This is a genomic window from Mycobacterium sp. 134, assembly GCF_048282715.1.
Lineage (GTDB): Bacteria > Actinomycetota > Actinomycetes > Mycobacteriales > Mycobacteriaceae > Mycobacterium > Mycobacterium septicum.
Window position 1 is genome coordinate 1,815,364 of record NZ_JBLVUN010000008.1, and the last position, 16,208, is coordinate 1,831,571.

General features: G+C 68.0%; 15 protein-coding genes. 10 read left to right on the forward strand and 5 right to left on the reverse strand.

Annotated elements, in window-relative coordinates; all coding sequences use genetic code 11:
• Positions 1 to 7 precede the first annotated feature (7 nt).
• The gene (locus ACNQVK_RS13500) at positions 8 to 1,276 is read left to right on the forward strand and encodes an alpha/beta fold hydrolase (protein WP_418029915.1); all 1,269 of its coding nucleotides are present in this window, start codon (positions 8 to 10) and stop codon (positions 1,274 to 1,276) included.
• Positions 1,273 to 1,545, forward strand: coding sequence for a hypothetical protein (locus ACNQVK_RS13505; protein WP_418029916.1), 273 nt, complete (start codon positions 1,273 to 1,275; stop codon positions 1,543 to 1,545). Before ACNQVK_RS13500 ends, ACNQVK_RS13505 begins: the two co-directional genes overlap by 4 nt.
• 9 nt (positions 1,546 to 1,554) lie before the next feature.
• Here ACNQVK_RS13505 and ACNQVK_RS13510 read toward each other — a convergent pair whose 3' ends face one another.
• The 4 genes from ACNQVK_RS13510 to ACNQVK_RS13525 are packed head-to-tail and all read right to left on the reverse strand — an operon-like array spanning position 1,555 to position 7,045.
• Positions 1,555 to 3,246 carry an ABC transporter family substrate-binding protein gene (locus ACNQVK_RS13510; RefSeq protein WP_418029917.1) on the reverse strand — a complete coding sequence of 564 codons (1,692 nt, stop codon included), beginning with the start codon at positions 3,244 to 3,246 and terminating at the stop codon, positions 1,555 to 1,557.
• A gap of 42 nt (positions 3,247 to 3,288) precedes the next feature.
• Positions 3,289 to 5,133, reverse strand: coding sequence for an ABC transporter ATP-binding protein (locus tag ACNQVK_RS13515; RefSeq protein WP_418029918.1), 1,845 nt, complete (start codon positions 5,131 to 5,133; stop codon positions 3,289 to 3,291).
• Complete coding sequence (locus ACNQVK_RS13520) at positions 5,130 to 6,071, reverse strand: ABC transporter permease (RefSeq protein ID WP_044519675.1); 942 nt, start codon at positions 6,069 to 6,071, stop codon at positions 5,130 to 5,132. The genes ACNQVK_RS13515 and ACNQVK_RS13520 overlap by 4 nt, the downstream gene beginning before the upstream one ends.
• Complete coding sequence (locus tag ACNQVK_RS13525; protein ID WP_418029919.1) at positions 6,068 to 7,045, reverse strand: ABC transporter permease; 978 nt, start codon at positions 7,043 to 7,045, stop codon at positions 6,068 to 6,070. Before ACNQVK_RS13525 ends, ACNQVK_RS13520 begins: the two co-directional genes overlap by 4 nt.
• 161 nt (positions 7,046 to 7,206) lie before the next feature.
• Between ACNQVK_RS13525 and ACNQVK_RS13530 the strand changes: the two genes are divergently transcribed.
• The 3 genes from ACNQVK_RS13530 to ACNQVK_RS13540 all read left to right on the forward strand — a co-directional run bounded on the left by ACNQVK_RS13530 (position 7,207) and on the right by ACNQVK_RS13540 (position 8,107).
• A complete protein-coding gene (locus tag ACNQVK_RS13530; RefSeq protein WP_418029920.1) occupies positions 7,207 to 7,461 on the forward strand; it encodes a hypothetical protein in 255 nt (84 codons plus the stop codon).
• Positions 7,462 to 7,526: 65 nt separating this feature from the next.
• Positions 7,527 to 7,796 (forward strand): hypothetical protein, encoded by a 270-nt coding sequence (locus ACNQVK_RS13535; RefSeq protein WP_418029921.1) that lies wholly within the window; start codon positions 7,527 to 7,529, stop codon positions 7,794 to 7,796.
• A 74-nt stretch (positions 7,797 to 7,870) separates the two neighbouring features.
• Positions 7,871 to 8,107 (forward strand): hypothetical protein, encoded by a 237-nt coding sequence (locus ACNQVK_RS13540; protein ID WP_418029922.1) that lies wholly within the window; start codon positions 7,871 to 7,873, stop codon positions 8,105 to 8,107.
• Here ACNQVK_RS13540 and ACNQVK_RS13545 read toward each other — a convergent pair.
• Positions 8,104 to 8,556 carry a hypothetical protein gene (locus tag ACNQVK_RS13545; RefSeq protein ID WP_418029923.1) on the reverse strand — a complete coding sequence of 151 codons (453 nt, stop codon included), beginning with the start codon at positions 8,554 to 8,556 and terminating at the stop codon, positions 8,104 to 8,106. The genes ACNQVK_RS13540 and ACNQVK_RS13545 overlap by 4 nt on opposite strands.
• 178 nt (positions 8,557 to 8,734) lie before the next feature.
• Here ACNQVK_RS13545 and ACNQVK_RS13550 point away from each other — a divergent pair, with 178 nt between their 5' ends.
• The 5 genes from ACNQVK_RS13550 to ACNQVK_RS13570 all read left to right on the forward strand — a co-directional run bounded on the left by ACNQVK_RS13550 (position 8,735) and on the right by ACNQVK_RS13570 (position 16,170).
• Positions 8,735 to 9,439 (forward strand): response regulator transcription factor, encoded by a 705-nt coding sequence (locus ACNQVK_RS13550; RefSeq protein ID WP_164481193.1) that lies wholly within the window; start codon positions 8,735 to 8,737, stop codon positions 9,437 to 9,439.
• Positions 9,417 to 11,015 carry a sensor histidine kinase gene (locus tag ACNQVK_RS13555; RefSeq protein WP_418029924.1) on the forward strand — a complete coding sequence of 533 codons (1,599 nt, stop codon included), beginning with the start codon at positions 9,417 to 9,419 and terminating at the stop codon, positions 11,013 to 11,015. Before ACNQVK_RS13550 ends, ACNQVK_RS13555 begins: the two co-directional genes overlap by 23 nt.
• A 94-nt stretch (positions 11,016 to 11,109) precedes the next feature.
• Positions 11,110 to 12,909 (forward strand): glycosyltransferase family 39 protein, encoded by a 1,800-nt coding sequence (locus ACNQVK_RS13560; protein WP_418029925.1) that lies wholly within the window; start codon positions 11,110 to 11,112, stop codon positions 12,907 to 12,909.
• A gap of 55 nt (positions 12,910 to 12,964) precedes the next feature.
• Positions 12,965 to 14,251, forward strand: a complete 1,287-nt coding sequence (locus tag ACNQVK_RS13565; protein WP_418029926.1) for a glycosyltransferase — start codon at positions 12,965 to 12,967, stop codon at positions 14,249 to 14,251.
• Complete coding sequence (locus tag ACNQVK_RS13570) at positions 14,248 to 16,170, forward strand: ArnT family glycosyltransferase (RefSeq protein ID WP_418029927.1); 1,923 nt, start codon at positions 14,248 to 14,250, stop codon at positions 16,168 to 16,170. The genes ACNQVK_RS13565 and ACNQVK_RS13570 overlap by 4 nt, the downstream gene beginning before the upstream one ends.
• Positions 16,171 to 16,208: the final 38 nt, after the last annotated feature.

Here is a 16,208-nt window from a genome sequence, read left to right on the forward strand (position 1 = left end):
GAGCGCAATGACGATGAACGCCAAGCGTCGGCGCGCGCACGACAAGCTTGCCGCGCTACCGGGGGTGCGGGCCGTGCGACGCCCGGTCAGTCCCGGTTCCGACGAGCTGTTCGACCTGTTCTACGTGCGGGCCGGCCGCAAGTCTGCGCACCCGGTGGTGATCATTCCGGGAGGCCCCGGCGTCGCGTCGATCCAGCCCTACCGTGCGCTCCGCAGACGTGCGACCGCGGCCGGATTCGACGTGATCATGATCGAGCACCGGGGTATCGGGATGTCGCGGCACACCGATGCGGGCGCCGATCTGCCGCCCGCGGCCATCACCGTCGAGCAGGTGGTCGACGACATCGCCGCGGTGCTCGATGACGCGGGTGTACACGAGGCAGTGCTGTACGGCACCTCGTACGGGAGCTACATCGCCGCCGGTTTCGGGGTTCGTCATCCCGACCGGGTCGCAGCGATGGTGCTGGACTCCCCGCTGCTGTCCACCGCCGATATCGAAGCGATACGCAGTGCCATCCGCGGGCTGCTGTGGGAGGGCACGGACCCGGAGACCGCGGACCTGGCGCCCAAGGTGCGACGCCTGGTGGCCGATGGGGCTTTGGCCACCAAAGGGGGAGAACTGGCCGGCCTGCTGTACGGGCTGGGCGGAGCCGCACTGCTGGACCGCCAACTCGATCTGCTGCTCCGCGGGCGAACGGTGGTGTGGTCGGGGCTGGCCCGGCTGAGTCGGCTCTCGACGCGAAAAGCGCCGTACCGTAACGAGGTAGATCTGGTCGGGCGGATCGCGTTCCGCGAGTTGAACTACGCCGGGGTGCCCGATGGCCTGCCGCTGGATCCCGCGCTGGAGATGGCCGACATGATCGGAAGTGCGAAGTTCTACGAACCGTTCGAGGCCGAGCCCTTCGACCTGCTCGCTGAGTTACCGGAGTTCCACTGGCCCACCGTCGTGCTGTCCGGTGGACGGGATCTGACCACACCACCGGCTGTGGCGGAGCGGATCGCGGCGCTGGTGCCCGGGGCCGTGCTGGTTCGGATGCCGACGGTGGTACACAGCGTGATCGACACCCGCGAGCGTGCTGCGTTCGCGGTGATCCGCGCGGTACGTGACGGTGTGGCCGAACAACTTTCGGCCACTGCCGCCGAGTTGGACGCCCTGCCTGCGCGTCCCGTCGTCCGGGTGGCGGTATCCGCGATCTCGGTCGCCACGGTCGTGGAGACGGCGCTGCCGACCGCACTTTCGCCAGGGCGCCACTCCGGCGATGGGGGAACTCGATGAGCGCCAAGCGCTTCGAAACGACGCACGTCTATCGGGAGCATTGGTTCTCGCTGGGGGTCGATACGACCACCGGTGGCCATTACCTGTCGATACCGGTGAGCCTCCAGATCGCTGATTACACGGAGTATTACGCGATCGACGACAGCGAGTACCGGGCGTTTGTCGCCGACCCTGCTTCGGCGATCCCGCTGGCGGACGGGTGTCGGCGTCGCGAGTGTGATGACCGCCTGATTGTGCCGCCGCCGCCCAACCGCGGATCGGCGATCTGAGACTCGAAATTACTTGACGAACCCGACCTTCGTGTAGTCGGTGTCGGCCAGGCCGGGAGCCCCGAAGTTGGCCAGGTTGCTGCGCACCGCGACGTTTCCGGGTGACTGGAACAGCGGCAGGCTGAACACCTCTTCGAACAGCATCTGGTCGAGCTCGTTGGCCAGCGTGCGCGCCTTGACCGGGTCCAGTTCTTCCAGCGTCTGCTCGATCTTGGCGTCGATCTCCGGGCTGCCGATCTTGCCGAAGTTACTGGCCCCGTCCTGCGCGTAGATCTGGGTCAGCGAGCTCAGTGGGAAAGCGTCGCCGAGGAAGGCGAACTGAGCGATGTCGAAGTCGCCCTTGATGATGTAGTTGGTGAAGAACCCGGTGCCGGGCTTGGTGTCGAGCTTCAGGTTCACCCCGATCTGGCCGAGCATGTTCTGCGCGATCTGGGCCACCTGCCGGGTGCTGCCCGCGTCGTAGAACACATTGCGGATGACGAGTTCCTTGCCGTCCTTCTCCCGGAACTGCCGTCCCTCAGGCACTTTCCAGCCCAGGGCGTCCAGTTCGGCCTTCGCCTTCTCGGGGTCGAACGCCACCGACGCGGCGTTGTCCTGGTAGCCCTGCTGGCCCGCGACGAAGATGTGGTTGTTCAGCGGCACCGGATTGTCGGTGAGACCCCGCTGGGTGATGTTGGCCAGCGCCTGCCGGTCGATGCCCTTGGCCACCGCGCTGCGCAGCGCCGGGTCGGCCAGGATCGAGCCGGGCGCGCCGTTGAAGGTCAGGTGGTACCAGCTGGCCGACGGTGCCCGACGGATGCTGATCCCCGCCGTCTTGCGCGCGATGGTCAGTTCGTCCAATGACGCTGTGCCCGTGGCGTCGATGGTGTTGTTCTGCAGCGCGGGGATGCGCGCTGCGTCGTCGAGTACCAGGTAGGTGATGGTGTCGAGCAGCGGCGGGGCGCCCCACCATTTGGGGTTGCGGCTCATCGTGATCCGCTGGGCACCCCGGTCGATGTTGGAGACCATGAACGGCCCCGCCGACGGCCCGGGTTGCGTGAGTTGAGCCTTGTTGAACGCCTCGGGGGTGGCGGTCATGCTCTTGGGGAGCAGCCGGCCGTTGCCCGCGAACATGCCCTTCCAGTCCGCATACGGCTTGGCGAAGGTCATCACGGCCTGGCGGTCGTCGACGCCGCGGGTCACCGAGGCCACCCGCTCGAAGCCGTTGGGTGCGGCGATGACGAACGCCGGGTTCTTGCCGCTGTTGGCCTCGGACTGGGACTTGATGTCCTCCCAGGTGATCGGCGTGCCGTCGGTCCACACGGCCTTGGGGTTGATGGTGTAGGTGACCACCTGGGGGTTGGTGCCCGTCAGTTCGACATTGGTGAAGTAGTCGGTGTTGACCGTCGCCGATCCGTCGGCGGCGATCACGAACGTGCGCGGCAACGTGGGCCTGGTGAGCGCGCCGACGTCGCCGGTGTTGCCGTCCAGGTGCAGGGGGTTGAAGTTCGACGGGAACTCCGTCAGTGCCAGGCGCAGGTTGCCGCCCTGGCGCAGGTTCGCGACATCCTGTGGATTGATGTCGTTGGTGCTACCGAGCTCGGCGTTGCCGCCGGCCGACGGGGCTTCCCGATCGCCGCCCGAACATCCGGCCAGGGCCAGGGCGGTGACGGCTGCGACGACGGCGAAACGCTGGAACTTGAACCCTTTGAACCCGTTCACCCCGTCGATGCTAGATGCCGACACCGGTGCATGCGGCAATACCTAACCGTTGACGGGCTTTGGTTGCGGAACCGCGGCCAGCAACTTGCGGGTGTAGGCGTGCTGTGGGCTGGCGAACACCTCGTCGCCGGAGCCCTGTTCGACGACCGCGCCCTTGTACATCACCGCGACATCGTGGGCCAGGTGCTTGACCACCGAAAGATCGTGGGAAACGAACAGGTAGGCCAGGCCGAACTGGTCCTGCAGGTCCAGCAGCAGGTTGATGATCCCGGCCTGGATGGAGACGTCCAGCGCGGAGACCGGTTCGTCGAGGGCGATGATCTTGGGCTGCAGAGCCAGGGCGCGGGCGATCCCGATGCGCTGTTTCTGCCCGCCGGAGAACTCGGCCGGATAGCGGCCGGCGTCGGCGCGGCGCAGGCCCACCAACTCGAGCAGCTCGGCCACTCGCTCGTCGATCCGCGGTTTGTCGAAACCATTGGCGGTCAACGGCTCTGCCAACACATCCGATACCGGTAGCCGTGGGTCCAGTGACGCCACCGGATCCTGGAACACCACCTGAAGGTCGGTGCGCAGGGCGCGGCGCGTCTTGCGGTTCAGGGTGGCCACGTCGGATCCGAGCACTTCGATCGAACCCGATTGCGGGGCAGACAGATTCAGGATCTGGTGCAGGGTGGTGGACTTGCCCGACCCGGACTCGCCGACGATGCCGAGCGTCCGGCCGCTGCGCAGGTCGAAGCTGACGTCGTCGACGGCCCGGACCTCACCGACCTGCCTGCGCAGCACCACCCCTTTGGTCAGCTTGTAGGTCTTGGACAGGTTGCGCACCCGCAGCACCACGTCGGCCTCGGCGGGCTGGGCCTCGGGGGCGGCAGCGCCGGTGCCGGCCACCTGGTAGATCTCAGCGGCGCTGCGCCCGCTGACCTGGTCGGTGCGGATGCAGGCGGCATCGTGGCCCGGCGCCAACTCGATCAGCTCGGGTTCGGCGGCCTCGCATTCGTCGATCGCCAGCGGGCAGCGGGGGGCGAACGGGCAACCGTGTGGTGTCGTGGTGAGCGACGGCGGTGCACCGGGGATCGGCACCAGGCGGGTGCCCTGCGGGGCATCCAGCCGTGGCACCGAGCCGAGCAGGCCGACGGTGTAAGGCATCCGGGCCTTCTCGTACAGCTGGGCCACCGGGGCGTCCTCGACCGCCCGCCCGGCGTACATCACCATGGCCCGGTCGGCGAATTCGGCCACCACACCGAGATCGTGGGTGATGATCAGCACGCCGGCGCCGGTGACGTCGCGCGCGGTCTTGAGCACTTCGAGAATCTGTGCCTGCACCGTGACGTCGAGGGCGGTGGTGGGCTCGTCGCAGATCAGCAGATCGGGGTCGTTGGCGATGGCGATCGCGATGACCACCCGCTGGCGTTCACCGCCGGACAACTCGTGCGGGAAGGCCCGGGCGCGCTGCTCGGGCTGGGCGATGCCCACCAGCTCGAGCAGCTCGACCGCCCGGGTACGGGCCGCGCGCCTGCCCAGGTCGCGGTTGTGGACGGTGAGGGCCTCGGCGATCTGGTCGCCCACGGTGTAGACCGGGGTGAGGGCGGACATCGGGTCCTGGAACACCGTGCCGATGGTGTTGCCCCGCACCTGTGACATCTGCGCGTCGGACAAGCCGACCAGTTCCTGGCCGCGCAACCGTACCGACCCGGACACCTCGGCGAATTCGGGCAGCAGCCCGACCACGGCCATGGCGCTGGCGGATTTCCCGGCACCGGATTCGCCGACGAGCGCGACCACCTCGCCGGCGTCGACGTGAAAGTTCAGGCCGCGCACCGCGTGTACCGCGTCGGCGTCGGTGGGGAAGTCCACCGTCAGATTGGATACTTCGAGGAGGCGGGTCATCGGCGGGCTCTCTTCCGCCGGCGCAGCCGGCCGCTGCCCGGGTCGAGTGCGTCCCGCAGACCGTCACCGATCAGGTTGGCGCACAGGATGATCAGCACCAGCACCCCGGCCGGGAACAGGAACACCCAGGGGAACGTGGTGGCGGATTTGGTGCCGTCGGCGATCAGCGTGCCCAGCGATACGTCCGGCGCTTGGATACCGAATCCCAGGTAGCTCAAACCGGTTTCGGACAGGATCGCCACCCCGACGTTGAGCGCGGTGTCGATGATCAGGATGGATGCCACGTTGGGCAGGATGTGGCGCACGATGATGCGCCAGCTGCTGACACCCATATAGCGGGCAGCCAACACGAATTCGCGTTCCCGCAGGCTCAGGGTCATCCCGCGCACGATGCGCGAACTGATCATCCAGCTGAACGCCGAGAGCAGCACGATCAGCCAGAACACCCGGTCGGACTGGCTCAACCGCGGCGTGACGATCGCGATCAGGATGAAGCTGGGCACCACCAGCAGCACGTCGACGATCCACATGAGCGTGCGATCGCGCCAGCCGCCGAAGTATCCGGCCACCGAGCCGACCGTGGCGGCGATGACGGTCGAGATGAACGCCACGCAGACACCGATCAGCATGGATTTCTGCATGCCGCGCAAGGTTTGGGCGAAGATGTCCTGCCCGAGTGCGTTGGTGCCGAACCAGTGGTCGACCGACGGCGGCTCCTGCAGCGCGTAGTAGTCGAGGTCCGAATAGCTGTAGGGCAGCACCGACGGCAGCGCGTAGCAGGCCACGAACATGATCACGAGCAGTGCCAGCGAAACAACGGCGGGCCAGTTGCGCAGGAACCGCCGGAACACCAGGGTGCGCCTGGTGGCGAATTCCTCGGTGTGCAGACCCGAGCGGGCCGCGGCGGCATCACCGGTGGGGGCGGAGGTCTGGGTCATGCGACTCTCACCCTCGGGTCCAGCATCGCGTAGATGACGTCGGAGAGCAGGCCGGCAACCAGGATCACGGTGCCGGTGAACACCGTTATGGCCGCGATGATGTTGGTGTCCTGGGTGGCGATGCCCTGCACCACCCATTCGCCCATGCCGTGCCAGCCGAAGATCTTCTCGACGAACACCGATCCGGTCACCAGCCCCGCCACGCCGTAGGCGAACAGGGTGGCCATCGGGATGAGTGCGGTTCGCAGCCCGTGCTTGAACAGGGCGTGCCGTCGGGTCAGCCCTTTGGCGCGCGCGGTGCGGATGAAGTCCTGGCCGAGCACGTCGAGCATCGCGTTGCGCTGGTAGCGGCTGTAGCCGGCGATGGCCATCAGCGCCAGCGTGAACGTCGGCAACACGAGGTGCTGTAGCCGGTCGACGAATTGGTCCCAGGCGCCGCCGACGGGCACCGGCGCGGTTTCCCCCGTGTACTCGAAGATCTGCACGCCCAGTACGGAGTTCACGTTGAGGGCGGCCAGGATCAGCATGTTGGCGATCACGAACGACGGCGTGCTGATCACCAGCAGGGACAACACGGTGATCACGCGGTCCGAGAGCCGGTATTGGCGGATCGCACCCCAGGCCCCGACCACCACGCCGATCACGGCGCCCGATATCGCGCCGATGACGAGCAACCGCAGCGTCACCCCGATGCGCCTCCACAACTCGTCGCCCACCGGCTGACCGGTCACCGTGGTGCCGAAGTCGCCGCGGACCGCGCCCGCGGCCCAGTTCGCGTAGCGCAGCGGAATGGGCTGGTCGAGGCCGAGTTCAGCGGCTTTGGCGTCGATCGCGGACTGCGGGGGCCGTGGATTGCGCTGCTCGAGGCTGTCGAGGGGTTTGAAGTTCAGAGACGTCAGCGTGAACGTCAGGAACGATGCCAGGGCCAGCAACACGATGTAGTTGAGCAGCCGGCGCGCCAGAAAGCGCGTCATCCGGTTGTTCCTGCCCACGGCTGCATGCCAGACAGGGTAAAGCAGCCGGGAACCGGAATCCGGTCAGTGCGCGATGTGATGTTTCGGCGCGCCCGCACTCGGCGGGTAACTGACAGTGGAGCCACAGCCCTGGCATAGAAATCAGGGGTTCACTGAAATACATGAAGGTCAGCGGGCTCAAGAATGTGAAAGTGATCGCTGCGGTCGCCGGTGGTGCGGCAGTGGTGGGACTGGGAGTCGTCGGTGCCATCTCGGACGGTGCCGGGGCCGGCTCTCCGGCGCTGGCGTCCGGATCCCACATGAACGTCGGCCAGACCAGCACGGAGACGACGCCGCCGACAGCGCCGGAGGTGTCGATGGCCGTGCCTGCGATGAGGGGCTACACGCCGCCGTCCGGGTTCGCCGTCACGCATTGATGGCCGGGCGAGGCTCCGGGTAACGGTTTCACCTCCGGCCGCAGCGGTTATACGACGCTGTGGAGGTGAGCGCATTGAGTAGCGCACAGGGAAACAATCAGCGAAATCTGAAGTTCATCGCCGCCGGGCTCGGAGCCGTCGGCGGGTTAGCCACGGCCGTGATCGGTGTAGGGATGGGCGGCGGCCACATCGGAGCCCAGCAGCGGGTCGAACCCCCGGCCATCACCACAGGGCAGACCGTCACCGACACGACTGCGCCGAGTGCTCCTGAGACGTCCGAGGCCTCACCGACGGTTTCGGCGACGACTCCGCCCGGGTTTGCCACACCGCACTGATCGTGGCTGATCTCGCCGCCGGGCCGGCGGGCGGCTGGTTTTCTCGCCCGTCGGTTCGCGGTAGGCAGGTCGGTGTGACAGGAGACGAACGCAACAAGCGGACCAACTACGTGATGGCCGGTGTGGGAGCGATCGCACTGGTGGCGATGGGGGCATTCGGCACGACGATGGCCGTGGCGCCCAGCAGTGGGGCGGTGCCGGCGGTCAACGTCGGCGAAACCGTAACGAAGACAACGGCTCCCGCTGAGCTGGAAACCTCATTCGCGAAACCCACGGTGAAGGTCGAACTGCCCGACGGCTATGGCAACTAGCGTCGGGGGTTCGGCGCTTCGCCGATGCTGGTGACGGTCGGCTCGGCGGTCGACGCCGGCCCGCCGCGGGTGGCCTTGATCTGGACCCGGTCGTCGACGCCGAACGAGGGCGTGACGGAGGCGGGCAGAACGTAGCTCTGCGTGAACCCGTCGTTGCTGCGCACCGTGACCGAGGTTGCCGTCAGTTCGGTGATCGTGCCGTTCTGGGTCAATTCAGTGGAGTAGCCGGCCCCGTCGTGGTCGGCCAGCACGGCCTCGCTGTGGAGCGTGGCCGGTGCGGGCCGGTCGCGTGGGCCGTCCATCCACGGTGGGGGGCCGCCTTCCGCATTGGGTGGCCCGCCGCCGTGTCCTGGGCCCTGGCTGTCGGTGGCGGCGTACACCGCCGCGCCCCCGAGCCCGGCAATCGCCGCCGCAATGCCCAGCGCAGCGGCCGTGTGTCGGAAGCTCATGCGGTCCACGGTGCAGGTGTTGTCTGTGAGTCGGCTGTGTAGCCCCTCAGCGTGGGATATGGCGGTCTTTCACAGCTTGCGCATAGACAGGACACAGTCTGGGCCTATTGGCGCGACGAATAATGACTGCGTGAGTATGACCACCAACGGCACCGATTCAGAGTCCGGGCGCGCCGTCATGCGGCGTGCCGACGGCAACCCGATCCAGGTCCTGGTGGTCGACGACGAGCCGGTACTGGCCGAACTGGTGTCGATGGCGCTGCGCTACGAGGGCTGGGACATCGCGACCGCGGGGGATGGCGCGAGTGCGATCGCCGCGGCCCGGGAGAACCCGCCGGATGTGGTCGTCCTCGATGTGATGCTGCCCGATATGAGTGGTCTGGACGTCCTGCGAAAGCTGCGCGAACAGATCCCCGGCCTGCCCTTGCTGCTGCTGACCGCCAAGGATTCGGTCGAGGACCGCATCGCCGGACTCACCGCGGGCGGCGACGACTACGTCACCAAGCCGTTCAGCCTGGAGGAAGTGGTGCTGCGGTTGCGGGCGCTGCTCCGGCGCACCGGGGTGACCAGCGAGGACGGTGGCGCCAAGATCGTCGTCGGGGATCTGGTGCTCGACGAGGACAGTCATGAGGTCACCCGCGGTGGTGACCCGATCACGCTGACCGCCACCGAGTTCGAACTCCTGCGGTTCATGATGCGCAACGCCAAGCGGGTGTTGAGCAAGGCTCAGATCCTGGACCGGGTGTGGAGTTACGACTTCGGCGGCCGGTCCAACATCGTCGAGCTGTATGTCTCGTATCTGCGCAAGAAGATCGACAGCGGGCGGGAACCGATGATCCACACGCTGCGCGGTGCGGGTTATGTCCTCCGGCCCGCGCGCTGAGGTGACGGCCGGGACCGCAAGCACCACTCGGTGGTGGTCACCGCGGACCTGGTCGCTGCGCGCCCGCCTGGTGGTCACCCAGGTGGCACTCCTGGCCGTGGTGTGCGCCAGCATCGGGGTGGCGACAGAGTTTGCGCTGCAACGGTTTCTGATGAACCAGCTCGACGATCAACTGATCGAGGCGGGCCGGCGTTCGGCAGCCATCTTCGACCTACCGCCTCCTCCGCCGGGATCCCCGCCGCCGCCGGGGATACACGGTCACCATCGCTTCCCCTTCGACCCGGAGGAGGGGCCGGGTCCCGGATTTCTCAACGCACCGGGGCAGGCCGCGCGCACGGTCGGGGCCGTGGTGGCGCCGAACCGGCCCGTGGACGCGGGTGTGATCACCGCCGAAGGGGAGCGGGTCGAGGTCAGTGGCGCTGCGGCCGAACAGCTTTCCCAGATCCCGCCGAACCGGATCCCCGAAACCGTTGAGCTCGACGGGCTGGGCCGGTACCGGCTGATCGGCCTGCATTCGCGCCACGGCGGCCCCCAGACCATCGTGACGGGCCTGCCGACCGCGATCGTCGACGACACCCTGCTGTGGGTGCTCGGAATGTTCTGTGTGCTGGCGGCCATCGCGCTGATCGCCGCGACGACCGCGGGCACCCTGATCATCCGGCGTCAACTCGCCCCGCTGTCAAGGGTTTCGGCTGCGGCGCGGAAGGTGGCCGATCTCGAGCTCGACCGTGGCGAGGTGGAGTTGCCCACGCCGATCGTCCCGGTGGACCCGGCCAGCGCCCACACCGAGGTCGGTCAGCTCGGCACCTCGCTGAACCGGATGCTCGACCGCATCGCCAGTGCGCTCTCGGCCCGGCACGCCAGTGAGACCCGGGTGCGCCAGTTCGTCGCCGACGCCAGCCACGAGTTGAGGACACCGCTGGCCGCGATCCGCGGCTACACCGAGCTGGCCCAGCGCAAGCGTGACGACCTGCCTCCTGATGTGGCCCATGCGATGAACCGGGTGGAGTCCGAGACGACCCGGATGACGCAACTGGTCGAGGACATGCTGTTGCTGGCCCGTCTCGACGCCGGGCGGCCGTTGGAGCGGGACAGCGTCGATCTGTCCCGGCTCGTGGTCGACACGGTCAGCGACGCGCACATCGCAGGCCCGGATCACAAGTGGTCGCTGGACCTGCCCGATGACCCGGTGCTGGTCGAGGGCGATGAGGCCAGACTTCATCAGGTGCTGGCGAATCTGCTGGCCAACGCCCGGACCCACACTCCAACAGGCACCTCGGTAACGGTATCGCTGAAATCCGTCACGGATGCGGTGCTGATCACCGTCGCCGACGACGGCCCGGGTATTTCGCCGGCGCTCCTGCCTGACGTGTTCGAACGGTTCGCCCGCGGCGATTCGTCGCGCTCACGGCGCGAGGGCAGCACCGGGCTGGGCCTGGCGATCGTCGCCGCGGTGGTCAAGGCACACGGCGGCACCATCGGAGTGACCAGTACTGCCGGGTCGACCGAGTTCGTGGTGCACCTGCCCGGGATGAGCTCACAGGGCACCCACAGGACGGACCAATCGGGCACCTAGCGGCGGCGGCAAACATGAAGTAGTGACGCTCGCTCTCCCTGCCGGGGCTCTCTCTGTCGAGAAGACGCAGACTCGCACAAAAACCGCGCAGGCAATGCGATTCTCCGTCTGTTCGCACCGGGTGGCCCTCGGTCTGCTGTTGGCTGGCACCGCCCTGCTCTACCTGTGGAACCTGTCGAGCAGTGGGTGGGCGAATGCGTTCTACTCGGCCGCGGCGCAGGCCGGGGCCGAGAACTGGACCGCGATGCTCTTCGGGTCCAGCGACGCGGGCAACGCCATCACCGTGGACAAGACGCCCGCGGCACTGTGGGTCATCGACATCTCGGTACGCCTGTTCGGGCTGAGCTCGTGGAGCGTGCTGGTGCCGCAGGCGCTGATGGGGGTCGGCGCCGTCGCGGTGCTCTACGCCGCGGTGCGCCGGGCGGCCGGCCCATGGTCCGGTCTGTTGGCCGGCGCGGTTCTGGCGCTGACTCCGGTGGCCGCGTTGATCTTCCGGTTCAACAATCCCGACGCACTCCTGGTGCTGCTGCTCGTAACGGCGGCGTACTGCATTCAGCGCGGAATCGAAAAGGATGCCAGCCGTTGGTGGTTCGTCGCCGCGGGAGCCGCGGTCGGCTTCGGGTTCCTGGCCAAGATGCTGCAGGCCTTCCTGGTGCTGCCCGCCTTCGTCGGGGCGGCCCTGATCGCCGGTGACCGTCCACTGGGCCGGCGTGTGCTCGATGTCGTCACGGCCGGGGCCGCCATGGTCCTCAGCGGTGGCTGGTATCTGGTGCTGGTGGAGCTGTGGCCGAGCTCGGCGCGACCGTACATCGGTGGTTCGCAGAACGACAGCATCGTCGAATTGGCTTTGGGCTACAACGGTTTGGGGCGACTGACCGGGGATGAGACGGGTGGTCTGGGCAACCTCAACTTCGACGTGGGACCTGGCCGGTTGTTCGGATCGCAGATGGGCGCCGACATCGCCTGGCTGCTGCCGGCAGCCCTGATCTGCCTGGCGGCCGGCCTCTACCTGACCCGCCGGGCTGCCCGCACCGACCTGACCCGTGCAGCTCTGATCCTGTGGGGCGGCTGGCTGTTGGTCACCGCGGTGGTGTTCAGCTTCATGAACGGCATCGTGCATCCCTATTACACCGTGGCTCTCGCCCCTGCGATCGGCGCGGTGATCGGGGTCGGCGCCACGCTGCTGTGGCGGCACCGGGCCGATATCCGTGCCGCCACGGCGATGTCGGGCGCGGTGCTGGTCACCGCGATCCTGGCGGCGGTACTGCTGGCCCGCAACGACGATCCGTATCCGTGGCTGCGGGGTGCGGTGGCGGTGGTCGGGGTTGGTGCGGCGGTTCTCCTGCTCGTGGTCGCGCGGTTGGACCGCCCGATGGTGCGGGCGACCGCGGCGCTGGCCATCGCCGCCTGTCTGGCGGGCCCGGCCGCATACTCGATCGCCACAGCGGCCAGCCCGCACAACGGGGCGATACCGTCCGTCGGCCCGTCGCGCGGCGGAGGGTTCGGCGGACTGTTCGGAGCTCCTGAGCCGGGGCCGACCTTGACCGCGACCCTGGCCGCCGACGCCGGCCGTTACCAATGGGCGGCGGCCGTGGTGGGTTCGTCGAATGCCGCGGGATACCAATTGGCCACCCGTGTACCGGTAATGGCCGTCGGCGGTTTCAACGGCACCGATCCGGCGCCGACGCTTCAGGAGTTTCAGCAGCTGGTCGACGACGGTGCGATCCACTTCTTCATCCGTTCCCACATCATGGCTGGCGGCTTCGGCGGACACACCCCGAGCGGCAGCCAGGCGGCCACCGAGATCGCGGAATGGGTACAGGCCCACTACAACCCGATCGCCGTCGACGACGTCACCATCTACGACCTGACTCAACGTGCGACGAACACATAGCAGGCGCATAGCTTCGCCCCACCCAGATCACAAGCCACGGGAGAACGATGAAGTCATGACAACCTTGGTCCAAGCCCCCGAGCAGCGATTCCGATTCGCGTCCCGGCCGAACGCCGCACTGGCCGCCCGGGAGGCCGGGGTTCCAGTGCTCGACGTTGTCGTGCCGGTGTACAACGAGCAGGCCGCACTTGCCCATTCGGTGCGGCGGCTGCACCGCTACCTCGAAGAGAACTTCGCTGTGCCGGTGCGCATCACCATCGCCGACAACGCCAGCATCGACGACACGCCGCGCATCGCCGCGGAGCTGGCAGCCGAACTCGACGGTGTGCGGGTGGTGCGACTGGAGGAGAAGGGCCGCGGACGGGCTCTGCACGCGGTGTGGTCGACCTCGGACGCGCCGGTGCTGGCCTACATGGACGTCGACCTGTCCACCGACCTGGCCGCGCTGGCACCGTTGGTGGCGCCGCTGATCTCGGGTCATTCCGATCTGGCCATCGGTACCCGGCTGGGCCGCGGCTCACGGGTGGTTCGCGGCGCCAAGCGCGAATTCATCTCGCGCTGCTACAACCTGATCCTGAAGTCGGCTCTGGCAGCGCGGTTCTCGGATGCACAGTGCGGTTTCAAGGCGATCCGCGCCGACGTCGCCCGCCGGCTGTTGCCTCATGTCACCGATACCGGCTGGTTCTTCGACACCGAGCTGCTGGTGCTGGCCGAGCGCAGTGGCCTGCGCATTCACGAGGTGCCGGTGGACTGGGTGGACGATCCGGACAGCCGGGTCGACATCGTCGCCACCGCCACTGCCGACCTCAAGGGCATCGGCCGGTTGCTACGCGGATTCGCCAATGGCTCGATCCCGGTGAACACCATCGCCGCGCAACTCGGATCGTCGCGGAAATCGGCTGCGCCCCGGTCCCTGCTGCGCCAGGCGGTGCGGTTCGGCGCCGTTGGCGTCATCTCCACCCTGGCCTACCTGCTGCTGTTCACAGCACTGCGGGCTGGCGTCGGCGCCCAGGCCGCCAACCTGATCGCCCTGTTGGTGACCGCGATCGGAAACACCGCCGCCAACCGGCGGTTCACGTTCGGTATCGCCGGGGCGGGCAACATCACCCGCCATCATCTCGAGGGCCTGACGGTGTTCGCCATCGCGCTGACGATCACCAGCGGATCATTGGGACTCCTGCACGCCGTGGCGCCCGTGCCGCACCGCGGCATCGAACTCGCGGTGTTGGTGGCAGCCAACCTGCTGGCCACCGTGGTGCGCTTCGTGTTGTTGCGGGGATGGGTATTCCATCCCTCGCGGACACAGCGTGCCGACGGCCCGGACCGGGAGACGGGACTGTGACGACCATCGTCGAGACGGCACCCGGCGCCGCGGCAGAGCCCGCGGAATCGCCGAAGCCGGTGGCCCCCCGCTGGGTTCGACCCTCCTACTGGGTTCTGCTGGCCGGCACCGCGGTGCTCTACCTGTGGGGCCTGGGATCGTCGGGGTGGGCCAACAGCTACTACGCCGCCGCGGCCCAGGCCGGAACCCAGTCCTGGAAGGCCTGGCTGTTCGGATCCCTGGACGCCGGCAATGCCATCACGGTGGACAAGCCGCCGGCCGCCATGTGGGCGATGGGTTTGTCGGGCCGGCTGTTCGGCTTCAACGAGTTCACCATGCTGCTGCCGCAGGCACTGATGGGCGTCGGTGCGGTGGCACTGCTCTACGCCACGGTGCGCCGGACCAGCGGGCCTGCCGCCGCATTGATCGCCGGGGTCGCGCTGGCGTTGACACCGGTGGCGGCCTCGATGTTCCGTTACAACAATCCCGATGCGCTCCTGGTGCTGCTGTTGGTGCTGGCGGCCTACTTCATGGTGCGCGCGGTCGGGCCGGTGTCGGCCAGGGCCAGCGCGGGGTGGGTGGCGCTGGCGGGATGTGCGCTGGGCTTCGCCTTCCTGACCAAGATGCTGCAGGCGTTCCTGGTCGTGCCGGGCCTGGCCTTGATGTTCCTGGTCGCCGCACCCGCCGTGAGCGTGTGGAAACGATTGGGCACCTTGCTGATCGGCGCGGCGACGATGATCGCCTCGTCGGGTTGGTACATCGCGCTGGTGGCGCTGTGGCCGGCCGGCTCCAGACCGTACATCGCCGGCTCGACCGACAACAGCCTGCTGCAGCTGGCATTCGGTTACAACGGCCTCCAGCGCATCATGGGGCAGGAAGGCCCGGGCCACGGCTCTGGCCCCGGCGGACCCGGTCATGGGCCGGGCGGCGGCGCCAACCTGATGTTCGGCGGCGATCCCGGGATCGGCCGGATGTTCGGGTTGTCCATGGGCACCGAGGCATCGTGGTTGTTGCCCGCCGCACTGCTCGGCCTGGTGGCCGTGCTGTGGCTGACGCGGCGCACCGCGCGGACAGCCGGGCTGCGGGCCGGCCTGCTGATGTGGGGCGGCTGGATGCTGGTCACCGCCGTGGTGTTCAGCTTCATGGACGGGATCATCCACCCCTACTACACCGTGGCGCTGGCGCCTGCCGTGGCAGCGCTGGTGGGCATATCCGTCGCCGAACTGTGGCAGGTGCGTGCGCGACTGGCGTCGCGGGTGGTGCTCGCGGTGATGCTGGCCGGTACCGGAGTGTGGGCATTCGTACTGCTCAACCGGACCCCCGACTGGTTGCCGGCACTGCGCTGGATCGTGCTGATCGGCTCGGTATTGACCGCGGTGGTCCTGGTCGTGGTCGCCCACCGTCCGGGCAAACTGACCGCGGTGGTGGCCTTGGCCGCCATGGTCTTCGGGTTGGGCGCGACCGCGGCCTACACCGTCGAGACGGTGGCCGCCGGTCACAGCGGTGGACCGATCGCCACCTCGGGGCCCAAGCGGGACAACGGCTTCGGAGGACCGGGCGGTCCGGGCGGCTTCGGGCGGGCCGACGACAAGGCGCTGGCAGAGCTCATCGCGGGTGCAGACGGCCGTTGGGCCGCAGCGAGTGTGGGATCGATGATGGTCAGCGACCTCGAACTCAAGACGGGGGAGTCGTTGATGGCGATCGGCGGGTTCACCGGCAGCGACGACTCGCCGACACTCGCTCAGTTCCAGCAGTATGTCGCCGACGGCCAGGTCCGGTACTTCCTGGATCGGAAAGAGGGCGGCCATGGCGGCCCCCCCGGGCCGTCGCGCGAAGAGCACGGGAGCGCCGCCCAGATCACCGATTGGGTCAAGGCCAACTTCACCAAGTCCATGGTGGGTGACGTCCCGGTGTACGACCTGTCGGCACCACGTAACTGACCACCTGACCGCGACGGCCGTCCTGCAACCCCCCGGCA

Coding starts and splice junctions, on each gene's coding strand:
- ACNQVK_RS13520 (WP_044519675.1), bottom strand. CDS start 6,071: ATGACCCAGACCTCCGCCCCCACCGGTGATGCCGCCGCGGCCCGCTCG.
- ACNQVK_RS13505 (WP_418029916.1), top strand. CDS start 1,273: ATGAGCGCCAAGCGCTTCGAAACGACGCACGTCTATCGGGAGCATTGG.
- ACNQVK_RS13555 (WP_418029924.1), top strand. CDS start 9,417: ATGTCCTCCGGCCCGCGCGCTGAGGTGACGGCCGGGACCGCAAGCACC.
- ACNQVK_RS13530 (WP_418029920.1), top strand. CDS start 7,207: ATGAAGGTCAGCGGGCTCAAGAATGTGAAAGTGATCGCTGCGGTCGCC.
- ACNQVK_RS13525 (WP_418029919.1), bottom strand. CDS start 7,045: ATGACGCGCTTTCTGGCGCGCCGGCTGCTCAACTACATCGTGTTGCTG.
- ACNQVK_RS13500 (WP_418029915.1), top strand. CDS start 8: ATGACGATGAACGCCAAGCGTCGGCGCGCGCACGACAAGCTTGCCGCG.
- ACNQVK_RS13565 (WP_418029926.1), top strand. CDS start 12,965: ATGACAACCTTGGTCCAAGCCCCCGAGCAGCGATTCCGATTCGCGTCC.
- ACNQVK_RS13550 (WP_164481193.1), top strand. CDS start 8,735: ATGCGGCGTGCCGACGGCAACCCGATCCAGGTCCTGGTGGTCGACGAC.
- ACNQVK_RS13515 (WP_418029918.1), bottom strand. CDS start 5,133: ATGACCCGCCTCCTCGAAGTATCCAATCTGACGGTGGACTTCCCCACC.
- ACNQVK_RS13545 (WP_418029923.1), bottom strand. CDS start 8,556: ATGAGCTTCCGACACACGGCCGCTGCGCTGGGCATTGCGGCGGCGATT.
- ACNQVK_RS13560 (WP_418029925.1), top strand. CDS start 11,110: ATGCGATTCTCCGTCTGTTCGCACCGGGTGGCCCTCGGTCTGCTGTTG.